The following is an 11,850-nucleotide window of genomic DNA, read 5'->3' as shown; positions in this document are numbered from 1 at the left end:
CGCGCCGGGTGGCGAAGCCGCCCCAACCAGGCCGCTGCGGTGTTCCAGCAAGACCGAGGTGCCTGGGTTTGGGGCGGCTGCGCCGCCCAGCGCGGGCAAGCCCGCTCACTACCGTGTTATTGGAAGAGTACTTTGGCGACGTCAGCGAAGCGCTTGGCGAAGTGCACCGTCATGCCTTCCTTGAGGTACTCCGGCAACTCCTCAAAGCTGCCACGGTTCGGCTCCGGCAAAATCAGTTCATGAATCTTCTGGCGCCGAGCCGCAATCACCTTCTCACGCACGCCGCCAATCGGTAGTACGTGCCCGGTCAACGTCAGCTCGCCAGTCATGGCCACGCCTTTTTTCGGCGGCTGGTTGCGCGCCAGCGACAGCAATGCACTGGCCATGGTCACGCCGGCGCTCGGGCCGTCTTTTGGCGTGGCGCCTTCCGGCACGTGCAAGTGCACGAAGGCTTCGTCGAAGAAATTCGGATCACCGCCAAACGACTTCAGGTTCGAGCTGATGTAGCTGTAGGCGATTTCGGCGGACTCCTTCATCACTTCACCCAACTGCCCGGTGAGCTTGAAGCCGCGATTGAGCGTATGGATGCGCGTCGCCTCGATCGGCAATGTGGCGCCGCCCATGCTGGTCCAGGCCAGGCCGGTGATCACCCCGGTGCCGGACAGTACCTGCTCATTGCGGAACACCGGTATCCCCAGGGAGCGTTCCAGGTCCTTGGTGCCGATCTTGATCACCGAGTCCGGCTCATCCAGCAGCTTGACCACCGCCTTGCGCACCAGTTTGCCCAGCTGTTTCTCCAACTGGCGCACCCCGGCTTCGCGGGCGTAACCGTCGATCAAGGCGCGCAGGGCGCCGTCGCTGATGGTCAGGCTGTTTTTCGCCACGCCGGCTTTTTCCAGCTGTTTGGGCCACAGGTGGCGCTTGGCGATGGCGACCTTTTCTTCGGTGATATAGCCCGACAGGCGAATCACTTCCATGCGGTCCAGCAGCGGGCCGGGGATCGAGTCGAGGGTGTTGGCGGTGCACACGAACAGCACTTTGGACAGGTCCAGGCGCAGGTCCAGGTAGTGGTCGAGAAATTCGATGTTCTGTTCCGGGTCGAGCGTTTCCAGCAAGGCCGACGCCGGGTCGCCCTGGAAGCTCTGGCCCATCTTGTCGATCTCGTCGAGCATGATCACCGGGTTCATCACCTCCACATCCTTGAGTGCCTGCACCAGCTTGCCGGGCAGGGCGCCGATGTAGGTGCGGCGGTGGCCCTTGATCTCGGCTTCGTCGCGCATGCCGCCGACGCTGAAGCGGTAGAACGGCCGCCCTAGGGATTCGGCGATGGATTTACCCACGCTGGTCTTGCCCACACCCGGCGGGCCTACCAACAGCACGATGGAGCCGGCGACTTCACCTTTATAGGCACCCACCGCGAGGAATTCGAGGATGCGGCTCTTGATGTCATCCAGGCCGGCATGGTGTTTGTCCAGCACCTTGCGTGCGTGTTTCAGGTCGAGCTTGTCCTTGCCGTATACGCCCCACGGCACCGCAGTGGCCCAGTCCAGGTAGTTGCGCGTGACCGCGTATTCCGGCGAGCCGGTTTCCAGGATCGACAGTTTGTTCAGTTCTTCATCGATGCGTTTCTGCGCCTGGGGCGGCAGCACCTTGCCTTCTAGGCGTTGCTCGAATTGTTCGACGTCGGCGCTGCGATCGTCCTTGGTCAAACCCAACTCCTGCTGGATGACCTTGAGTTGTTCCTTGAGGAAAAACTCGCGCTGGTGCTCACCGATATTGCGGTTCACCTCGGCGGAAATTTCCTTTTGCAGGCGTGCGACTTCCACCTCTTTGCGTAGCATCGGCAACACTTTCTCCATGCGCTTGAGCATGGGCACGCAGTCCAGCACTTCCTGCAACTCGTTACCGGTGGCCGAAGTCAGCGCGGCGGCGAAGTCGGTAAGCGGCGACGGGTCGTTGGGGCTGAAGCGGTTGAGGTAGTTCTTCAACTCTTCGCTGTACAGCGGGTTGAGCGGCAGCAGTTCCTTGATCGCATTGATCAGCGCCATGCCGTAGGCCTTGACCTCGTCGGTCGGCTCGGACGGCTGGTGCGGGTACTCCACTTCCACCAGGTACGGCGGACGATGGTGCTTGAGCCAGGTCTTGATGCGCACACGGGTCAGGCCTTGGGCGACAAATTGCAGCTTGCCGTTCTCACGGCTGGCGTGGTGTACCTTCACCAGGGTGCCGTACAGCGGCAGGCTGGAGGTGTCGAAATGGCGCGGGTCTTCCGGCGGCGTGTCCATGAAGAACAGGGCGAGGTTGTGGTGGTCGGATTTGCTCACCAACTCCAGGGTCTCGGCCCACGGCTCTTCGTTGACAATCACCGGCAGCACTTGCGCCGGGAAGAACGGGCGGTTGTGGATCGGGATGATATAGACCTTGTCCGGCAGGTTCTGCCCAGGCAGCGCCAGGCCGGTGTTGGACGAAGGGGATTGCGCGTTTTCGGGATCGGCGTAGTCGTTTAGATCGTATTCGGGGAATTCTTGCTGGTCGCTCATGGGGCACCTGCGTCATTAAGTATGCAGGTTAGATGGGGCGGGGTTGCGGTGGTTTCAATGGTGGGGGCGAGATAGCAACATATTGCACAGTATTTCTGCCCTGTGGGAGCAGGCAAGCCAGCTCCCACAGTTTAAATTGCGTTTAGTCAGCTGATTTTGTGCAGGTAGGAGGGCAGGGGTTGCTCTGGTAGCACCGACAACACCTTGAGGCGCTGCAACATCCGCTGCCTGGCGCGCTGAAGATGCTCGCGCAGGTTGAGCGCCGCCGCATCAAACGCGCCATGCAACAACAACTCCAGAATCAACCGATGTTCGGCCAACATCGCCGGGTCCGCGCCGATGCCCAGCAACCGGTAAAAAATCCGGCTGATGATCATCGGGCTCTGCCCCTGGCGGATCAGTGCGGCGATCTTGCGGTTCTGCAAGCCGGCCAGGCAGCGTTGATGCAGATCCTCTTCGATCTGTTCGATGGCTTGCAGGCTGCATTGCGGGCTTTCCTGCGCATCCAGCACCCGCTGCAACATCGCTTCCAGTGTCTCGCGATCCAGCCCCGGTGCGCTTTGGCGCAAGGCTTCGGGCTCCAGGCACGCGCGCAGTTCGTAGTCTTCGGTGACTTCCCGCGCGGTCAACGGCCCGGCCAGCCACTGGGAGTAAGGCTCTTTTTCCACCAGGCCACGGTCGCGCAAACGCATCAGTGCCTCACGTACCACCGCACGGCTGACGCCGTAATGGTCAGCCGCGGCTTGTTCGTCCAGGCGGTAATGGCCGAAGGCAATGCAGGTGGACAACGCCGCGCCGATTTCCTCGACGATGCGTTCGCCCAGCGGCCGCGTGTCCACCAGCTCATCTTCACCGTTCAGGCCCAGGTGCGCATGGCTCAAGGGCAGGCGCAACGGCTCCAGCGCCAGGCCCTCGGGGTTGATCAGATAACCCCGGCCGTTGAAGCGGCAGATCAAGCCTTCGTCATGCAGCAGGTCCAATGCCTTGCGCACCGGCACGCGGCTGGTGCCGAACAGTTCGGCCAGCGGCGCTTCCAGTAACACCAGGCCATGGCGGGCCGTGCCGTTGACGATCGCGTCACGCAACACCTGGTGAATCATCGCGTAACGGGAGGCCGAGGCGGACGCTGCTTTCATTGCTTTCCCTGGGGCATGTAGGACGGTGGCCGGGGATTCTCTCATAACTTGCGCCTGTCACCCTGCGCCACGGCGATGGCACTTTTTTGGGGCCTTGAATGTAGGGATGTTACTTTTCTGCACCAAAATGTACTTATTAATAAAAGATACATTATTTCATTGAAGGCGCTATTCGGCGTTCCAGCAAGATTTTTTTCCGCCAAGCGAAAGCATCTATCCCGCAGCTCTGGGCGAAATTCCCTACTTGCACGATGCGTCCCGGACGCAGACTGGCACGAAAGCTGCCTTTGTAAAATGTACATTTTATTAATATGTACGTTTTAGAGGGTCATCTTGATGTCAGACGCCACGTCCATGGCCGAGGATTTCGCCAGCGGTCGCAACGACCCGGTGCAGGTGCTCGAGCAAGCACTGATGCACGCGAACATGGCCCCCAGCGTATTTATCTCGGTGAGCGCCGAGCGTGCCCGGCGTGAGGCCCAAGCCTCTGCCGCACGGTGGCGGGCCGGTCAGCCATTGAGCGTGTTCGACGGCGTGCCATTGGCCTGGAAAGACCTGTTCGACGTGGCCGGCAGCGTCACCACCGCCGGTGCCGCCTACCGGCGCAACGCTCCCGCCGCCGCGCTTGATGCGCCCTGTGTCGGCCTGTTGTGCCGCGCCGGGATGGTCAGCGTGGGCAAGACCAACCTCAGCGAACTGGCCTATTCCGGGCTGGGCCTCAACCCGCATTTCGGTACGCCGCACAACCCGAGCAGCAGCGATCAAGCCCGCATTCCCGGCGGTTCTTCATCGGGTTCGGCGGTCGCCGTCGCGGCCGGGATCGTGCCGATTGCCATGGGCACCGACACCGCCGGTTCGATCCGCATTCCCGCCGCGTTGAATGGCCTGGTGGGCTACCGCAGCAGCAGCCGACGCTACAGTCGCGACGGCGTATTCCCGTTGTCACGCACCCTCGACAGCCTCGGGCCACTGACCCGCAGCGTGCGCGATGCGCTGGCCATCGACGATCTGCTCCACGGCCGCCGCCAGACCCACAGCGCCCGCAGCCTCAAGGGCCTGCGCCTGGTGCTGGCGCAACAGGACGCCGAACCCGCGGTGCGCAACAACCTGCTGCACGCCGTGCAGCGACTCAAAGCCGCCGGTGCGCTGATCGAAGAACGTGAATGCCAGGCGTTCCAGGCCACCTTGCAGCTGATCCGGGATCACGGCTGGCTGGGCTCCTTCGAAGCCTTCGCCCTGCACGAAGCGTTGCTCGACAGCCCCGACGCCGCGCACCTCGACCCCCGCGTACGGCGCCGCCTCGAAGCTGCCCGCGGCTTGCCCGCCAGCCAATTGCTGCACCTGACCGAAGCCCGCCGTCGCCTGCAACAGCAACTGGCCGACGACCTCGACGGCGCCCTCCTGATCACCCCGACCGTCGCCCACGTCGCGCCGCCCCTGGCACCGCTGGAAGCCGACGACGACCTGTTCATCCAAACCAACCTCGCCACCCTGCGCCTGACCATGCCCGGCAGTTTCCTGGACATGCCCGGCGTGACCCTGCCCAGCGGCCGCGATGCCCTGGGCCTGCCCACCGGGCTGCTGCTCAGCGCCCCGACGGGGGAAGACGCGCGCTTGTTGCGCGCGGCGTTGTCCGTCGAATCCGTACTGACTATTTAAGGAGACACACCATGGCTAAAGACATCCTTTGTGCATTTGGCGTCGACGTTGACGCCGTCGCCGGCTGGCTCGGTTCCTACGGCGGTGAAGACTCGCCGGACGACATTTCCCGTGGTCTGTTCGCCGGAGAAATCGGCGCGCCACGCCTGCTCAAACTGTTCGAACGCTACGGCCTTCGCACCACCTGGTTTATCCCCGGTCACTCGATGGAAACCTTCCCCGAGCAGATGAAGGCCGTGGCCGACGCCGGCCACGAAATCGGCGTGCACGGCTACAGCCACGAAAACCCCATCGCCATGACTGCCGAGCAGGAAGAAATCGTCCTCGATAAATCCATCGAACTGATCACCCAAGTCACCGGCAAACGCCCCACTGGCTACGTCGCCCCGTGGTGGGAGTTCAGCAAGGTCACCAACGAGCTGCTGCTGAAAAAAGGCATCAAGTACGACCACAGCCTGATGCACAACGACTTCCATCCCTACTACGTGCGCAAGGGCGACAGCTGGACCAAGATCGACTACAGCCAGCACCCCGACACCTGGATGAAGCCCCTGGTGCGCGGCGAGGAAACCGACCTGGTGGAGATCCCGGCCAACTGGTACCTCGACGACCTGCCGCCGATGATGTTCATCAAGAAAGCCCCCAACAGCCACGGCTTCGTCAACCCGCGTCACCTCGAAGAAATGTGGCGCGACCAGTTCGACTGGGTCTACCGCGAACACGAACACGCGGTGTTCACCATGACCATCCACCCCGACGTGTCCGGCCGCCCGCAAGTGCTGCTGATGCTCGAGCGCCTGATCGAACACATCCAGAGCCATGCCGGCGTGCGCTTCGTCACCTTTGACGAAATCGCCGACGACTTCATCCGCCGCCAACCCCGTACCTGACCCCCTGAGGCGCGACCCATGTCCATCTATAACAAGCTTGACCTGACTGGCTGGAAACCCCGGCAACTGACCTCCAAGGAAGTGCGCTTCGCGACCTGGATCGCGTTTTTCGCCTGGGTGTTTGCGGTGTATGACTTCATCCTCTTCGGCACCTTGCTGCCGGAAATCGGCCGGCACTTCGGCTGGGGGGAAGTGGAGCAAGCGCAAATCGCGACCTGGGTCGCGGTGGGCACGGCGGTGGTGGCGTTTGCTATTGGGCCGGTGGTCGACAAGTTGGGCCGGCGCAAAGGCATTATCTTCACCGTGGCGGGTTCCGCGCTGTGTTCGGCGCTGACTGCGATCGGTGGTGCGTGGGGCAAGTCGCCGCTGATACTGATCCGTTCGTTGGGCGGCCTGGGCTATGCCGAGGAAACCGTCAACGCCACCTACCTGAGCGAGCTGTACGGCGCCTCGGAAGATCCGCGCCTGACCAAGCGCCGTGGCTTCATCTACAGCCTGGTGCAAGGCGGCTGGCCGGTCGGTGCGTTGATCGCCGCCGGTTTGACCGCACTGTTGCTGCCGATCATCGGCTGGCAGGGTTGCTTTATCTTTGCCGCGATCCCGGCCATCGTCATCGCGATCATGGCGCGCAAGCTCAAGGAGAGCCCGCAGTTCCAGATCCACGAACGCATCAGCCAACTGCGCAAAAGCGGCGCGGTGACTGAAGCGCAAAACGTCGCCGTCACCTACGGCGTGGACTACGACGAACACGGCAAGGCCGGCCTCAAGGCCGCGTTCCGTGGCCCGGCCCGTCGTGCCACCCTGGTGATCGGTGCCGCGCTGTTGCTCAACTGGGCCGCGATCCAGGTGTTCAGCGTGCTGGGTACGTCGGTGATTGTCAGCGTGCACCACATCTCGTTCGAAAACTCGCTGATCATCCTCGTGCTCTCGAACCTGGTGGGTTACTGCGGTTACCTCAGCCACGGTTGGATGGGCGACAAGATCGGCCGTCGCAACGTCATCGGCCTGGGCTGGATGCTCGGCGGGCTGTCGTTCGCCGGCATGCTGTTCGGCCCGAGCAACATGGCGATGGTGGTCGGGCTGTACAGCCTGGGCCTGTTCTTCCTGATCGGCCCGTACTCGGCGGCACTGTTTTTTATCAGCGAGAGTTTCCCCACCAGCATCCGCGCCACCGGCGGCGCGATCATCCATGCCATGGGCCCGATTGGTGCCGTGGTCGCAGGTTTCGGCGCGACCCAAGTGCTGGCCGCCGGCAGCGACTGGCAAACCGCCGCGCTGTGGTTCGGTGCGGTGCCGTGCTTCCTGTCCGGTGTGTTGATGTTTGCCGCGCGCCATGTGCGTCCGGAAACCGTTCAGTAAGGAGTTTTTGATGAACCGTAAAGTTGCCTTGATTACCGGTGCCGCCAGCGGCATCGGCCAAGCCCTCGCCGTGGCCTATGCGCGGGTCGGTGTGGCGGTGGTCGGCGGGTATTACCCGGCCGATCCCCATGACCCGCAAACCACCGTAGCCCTGGTGCAACAAGCCGGTGGCGAGTGCCTGATGTTGCCGCTGGACGTGGGCGATACCGCCTCGGTCGACGCTCTGGCCGCGCAAGCCGTGGAGCACTTCGGTCGCCTCGATTACGCGGTGGCCAACGCGGGTTTGCTGCGCCGCGCACCGCTGCTGGAAATGACCGATGCGCTGTGGGACGAGATGCTCAATGTCGACCTGACGGGGGTGATGCGCACTTTCCGCGCCGCAGTCCGGCACATGGGCGAAGGCGGTGCGCTGGTGGCGATTTCGTCGATTGCTGGCGGCGTGTACGGCTGGCAGGAACACAGCCATTACGCCGCAGCCAAGGCCGGCGTGCCGGGGCTGTGCCGCTCGCTGGCGGTGGAGTTGGCAGCCCAGGGCATTCGTTGCAATGCGGTGATTCCGGGGTTGATCGAGACGCCGCAGTCGTTGGACGCGAAGAACTCCCTGGGGCCCGAAGGCCTGGCGAAAGCCGCGCGGGCGATCCCGCTGGGGCGGGTAGGGCGGGCGGATGAAGTGGCGTCGCTGGTGCAGTTCTTGACCAGTGAGGCGTCGAGCTACCTGACCGGGCAAAGCATCGTCATCGACGGCGGCCTGACCGTACGCTGGCCAGACTGAATGTACTGGGTCCAAATGTGGGAGCGGGCTTGCTCGCGAAAGCGGTGGTTCAGATAAATCAACTGTGACTGACACACCGCATTCGCGAGCAAGCCCGCTCCCACACGGGATCTGTGTGAGCTTAAGGGGATTTGTATATGCAGCAACTCATTAACCGCCGTGCCGTGATCACCGGCGCCGGCAGCGGCATCGGTGCTGCCATCGCCCGCGCCTATGCCATCGAAGGCGCACGCCTGGTGCTGGCCGACCGCAACGCGGCGAGCCTCGCCGAAACCGCGATCACCTGCCGCAACCTCGGCGCCGAAGTGGTCGAATGCCTGGCCGACGTCGGCACCGTCGAAGGTGCCCAGGCCAGCGTCGACAAGTGCGTCGAACAGTTTGGCGGCATCGACATCCTGGTCAACAACGCCGGCATGCTCACCCAGGCGCGTTGTGTCGACCTGACCATCGAGATGTGGAACGACATGCTGCGCGTCGACCTTACCAGCGTGTTTGTCGCCAGCCAGCGTGCCTTGCCGCACATGCTCGCGCAGCGTTGGGGGCGGATCATCAACGTCGCCTCGCAACTGGGCATCAAGGGCGGTGCCGAGCTGACCCACTATGCGGCCGCCAAGGCCGGGGTGATCGGCTTTACCAAGTCCCTGGCGCTGGAAGTGGCCAAGGACAACGTGTTGGTCAACACCATCGCCCCTGGCCCGATTGAAACGCCGCTGGTGGGCGGCATCAGCGACGACTGGAAGCGCGCCAAGGCCAAGGAACTGCCCCAGGGCCGCTTCGGCCTGGCCGACGAAGTCGCGCCCACCGCGGTGCTGCTGGCCAGCGAGCCGGGCGGCAACCTGTTTGTCGGCCAGACCCTCGGCCCGAACTCCGGCGACGTCATGCCATGAGCGAGGTGTAGCCATGTGCGGACTCTGCGGGCTGCTCGGCGAAGACCTGCACTGGAGCGACCCCCTGGGCGACGAGTTGCCCAGGCGCCGCGAGCGCCTGCGCCGGATCGCGGCGATCAACCAGGTGCTGGCGGTGTTCCGGCTCAAGGTCGAAGACTTCCAGGGCGCCTCGTACCTGTTGCTCGGCGCCACGGGCAAGCAGGAACTGGCCAGCGGCCTGGATCAACTGTGGCAGGCTGCCGAAACCATGCTCGGCCGTGCGCTGGACCCGCTCGATCCAAAATTGCTCGACCATCTTGAACACTAAACCCGCCCGCTGTGGCGAGGGAAACGACCATGAGTATCGCGCTGAACGTCATCACCGGTTTCCTCGGCAGCGGCAAGACCACCTTGCTCAAGCGCCTGCTGCAAGGTGAAAGCCTTGGCGACACCGCGCTGCTGATCAATGAATTCGGCGATGTCGGCATCGACCATCTGCTAGTCGAAGCAGTCGCGCCGGACACGGTGCTGCTGCCCAGCGGCTGCGTGTGCTGTTCGATTCGCGGCGAGTTGAAAGACGCGCTGCTGGGCCTGCTGCAACGCCGCGAACGTGGTGAAATCCCGGCGTTCAAGCGGGTGATCCTGGAGACCACCGGCCTGGCCGATCCAGCGCCGATCCTGGCCACTTTGAACAATGACGTGCAACTGCGCGGGCGTTTTCATATCGGCCTGGTGATCACCTTGGTCGACGCCAGCCACGCCGCGCTGCAAGAGCGCCTGCACCCGGAATGGCTGGCCCAGGTCGCGGCGGCGGATCGCTTGCTGCTGAGCAAGACCGATGTGGCCGGTGACAGTGGCCCACTGCGCGCGCACTTGCAGGCGCTGAATGCCGGCACGCCCATCCTCAACACCCACGAGATCCACAGCGGCGACCAATTGCTGCTCGGCGAAGGCCTGCGCAGTGCCGAGCCCGCCGTAGAGGTCGGCCGCTGGCAACTGCACCAACCCGTCAGCGCCACCCACGGCGCCGCGCAGGTGTGCTGCCTGACCTTCGAGCAGCCGTTGGATTGGGTCGGTTTCGGGGTGTGGCTGTCGATGCTGTTAAGATGCCATGGCGAACGAATCCTCCGGGTCAAAGGACTGCTCAACGTGAACGCCAGCCACGCCCCCATCGTCATTCATGGCGTGCAGCACTGCCTGCATGCCCCGGTGCATTTGCCTGCCTGGCCGGGCGACGAGCGCCAGTCGCGCCTGGTGTTTATCCTGCGCGGCCTCGACCCGGCGCTGCTGCGCCGTTCCTTTGAAGTGTTCTCGCGGCGGTTCGCCCAATGATCACCTTGCGGGTGCTCGGCACCTCCGTGACCTTGCTGGAATGCCTGCGCGTGCGCGCCGAGCAGGAACTGGGCATTCGCCTGGTCTATCAGGTGCACGACGTCGAACAGGCCCAGCGCATCGCGGTGATGCAGCCCGACAGCTACGACCTGTACGACCAGTGGTTCCACAACGTCGACTTCGTGTGGCCGGCGCGGGCGATCCAGCCCATCGACACGCGGCGCATCGCGCTGTGGCACGAAATCAACGACCTGCCCAAGCGCGGCCGGCTGTCGCCGGATGACCGCCTCGGCAGCGGCAGCGTGCCCAGTGAGCGCCTGTTCGTGCAGCACGACGGCAGCCTCGGCAGCACCGTCACCGAACGCATCAGCATGCTGCCCCTGACCCACAACGCCGACAGTTTCGCCTACCGCCCCGAACGGCTGCCCGAAGGCTTTTGCCACCGCAACGAAAGCTGGGGCTGGCTGCTCGACCCGGCCTGGAGCGCACGCACCGCGCTGCAAAGCGACGCGGCCATCGGCGCACTGGACGCGGCATTGGCGGTGCAGGGCGCGGGTCTGGCACAGTTCAAGGACATCGGCAACATGAGCATCGAAGAGATCGACGTGCTCGCCACTATCCTGGTGCGCAAACAGAAGGAAGGCCACTTCGCCGCGTTCTGGTCGGACGACGAAGAGGCTGCCCAACTGATGCTCAGCCCAAGTATCGACATCCAGAGCCTATGGTCACCGACCCTGATGCGCCTGCACCGCGCCGGGGTGAAATACCGCCTAGCGGTACCGCGCGAGGGCTATCGCGCCTGGTTCGGCGGCCTGTCGTTGTCACGGCATGCCCGGGGCCCGGTGCTGGATGCGGCCTACGCCTACCTCAATTGGTGGCTGTCCGGCTGGCCCGGCGCAGTGATGGCGCGCCAGGGTTACTACATCGGCAACCCGGCCCGCAGTCGTGATCACCTGAGCAGCGCTGAGTGGGATTACTGGTACGCCGGCCAACCGGCCCGGGAAGAATTGCTCGGCAGCGATGGCCTGCCGCTGATCGACATCGGTGAAGTGCGCGATGGCGGCTCCTACGAGCAGCGCATGGGGCATATCGCGGTGTGGAACTCGGTGATGGACGAGCACAACTACTTGGTGCGGCGCTGGGGCGACTTCATGCGCGCCCGCACCCTGTGACCTCATGCGCGCCCGCACCTGTAGTGAGCGGGCTTGTCCCGCGCTGGGTGGCGAAGCCGCCCTAAACCCTGACACCTCGATCTTGCTGAAACACCGCGGCGGACTATTTGGGGCGGCTGCGCCA

Annotated in this window: 10 protein-coding genes; 8 read left to right on the top strand and 2 right to left on the bottom strand. The window is 63.8% G+C overall.

Features of this window, described 5'->3' with window-relative positions; genetic code table 11:
- Positions 1-116 precede the first annotated feature (116 nt).
- Positions 117-2,540 carry an endopeptidase La gene (lon, locus tag LIY36_RS27310; protein WP_226457818.1) on the bottom strand — a complete coding sequence of 808 codons (2,424 nt, stop codon included), beginning with the start codon at positions 2,538-2,540 and terminating at the stop codon, positions 117-119.
- 146 nt (positions 2,541-2,686) lie between these two features.
- Positions 2,687-3,676: a GntR family transcriptional regulator gene (locus tag LIY36_RS27305; RefSeq protein WP_226457817.1), complete on the bottom strand. Its 990-nt coding sequence runs from the start codon at positions 3,674-3,676 to the stop codon at positions 2,687-2,689.
- A gap of 336 nt (positions 3,677-4,012) precedes the next feature.
- On the opposite strand from LIY36_RS27305, the gene LIY36_RS27300 reads away from it, so the two are divergent.
- The 8 genes from LIY36_RS27300 to LIY36_RS27265 all read left to right on the top strand — a co-directional run bounded on the left by LIY36_RS27300 (position 4,013) and on the right by LIY36_RS27265 (position 11,726).
- Positions 4,013-5,335, top strand: coding sequence for an amidase (locus LIY36_RS27300; RefSeq protein WP_226457816.1), 1,323 nt, complete (start codon positions 4,013-4,015; stop codon positions 5,333-5,335).
- Positions 5,336-5,346: 11 nt separating this feature from the next.
- On the top strand, positions 5,347-6,225 hold the full coding sequence (locus LIY36_RS27295; protein ID WP_003234086.1) for a polysaccharide deacetylase family protein: 879 nt from the start codon (positions 5,347-5,349) through the stop codon (positions 6,223-6,225).
- Between the two features lie 18 nt (positions 6,226-6,243).
- Positions 6,244-7,584 (top strand): MFS transporter, encoded by a 1,341-nt coding sequence (locus tag LIY36_RS27290; protein WP_226457815.1) that lies wholly within the window; start codon positions 6,244-6,246, stop codon positions 7,582-7,584.
- A 10-nt stretch (positions 7,585-7,594) separates the two neighbouring features.
- Complete coding sequence (locus LIY36_RS27285) at positions 7,595-8,356, top strand: SDR family NAD(P)-dependent oxidoreductase (protein WP_226457814.1); 762 nt, start codon at positions 7,595-7,597, stop codon at positions 8,354-8,356.
- Positions 8,357-8,493: 137 nt separating this feature from the next.
- A complete protein-coding gene (locus LIY36_RS27280; protein WP_226457813.1) occupies positions 8,494-9,243 on the top strand; it encodes an SDR family NAD(P)-dependent oxidoreductase in 750 nt (249 codons plus the stop codon).
- A gap of 13 nt (positions 9,244-9,256) precedes the next feature.
- Positions 9,257-9,550: a hypothetical protein gene (locus LIY36_RS27275; RefSeq protein WP_192297415.1), complete on the top strand. Its 294-nt coding sequence runs from the start codon at positions 9,257-9,259 to the stop codon at positions 9,548-9,550.
- A gap of 29 nt (positions 9,551-9,579) precedes the next feature.
- On the top strand, positions 9,580-10,554 hold the full coding sequence (locus tag LIY36_RS27270; protein ID WP_226457812.1) for a CobW family GTP-binding protein: 975 nt from the start codon (positions 9,580-9,582) through the stop codon (positions 10,552-10,554).
- Positions 10,551-11,726, top strand: coding sequence for an ABC transporter substrate-binding protein (locus tag LIY36_RS27265; RefSeq protein ID WP_226457811.1), 1,176 nt, complete (start codon positions 10,551-10,553; stop codon positions 11,724-11,726). The genes LIY36_RS27270 and LIY36_RS27265 overlap by 4 nt, the downstream gene beginning before the upstream one ends.
- The last annotated feature ends 124 nt before the right edge of the window (positions 11,727-11,850 follow it).

The sequence above is a fragment of the Pseudomonas sp. AF03-9 genome, assembly GCF_020515815.1.
Lineage (GTDB): Bacteria > Pseudomonadota > Gammaproteobacteria > Pseudomonadales > Pseudomonadaceae > Aquipseudomonas.
Note: the sequence above shows the minus strand (reverse complement) of the source record. Positions and strands in the feature narration are given on the sequence as shown.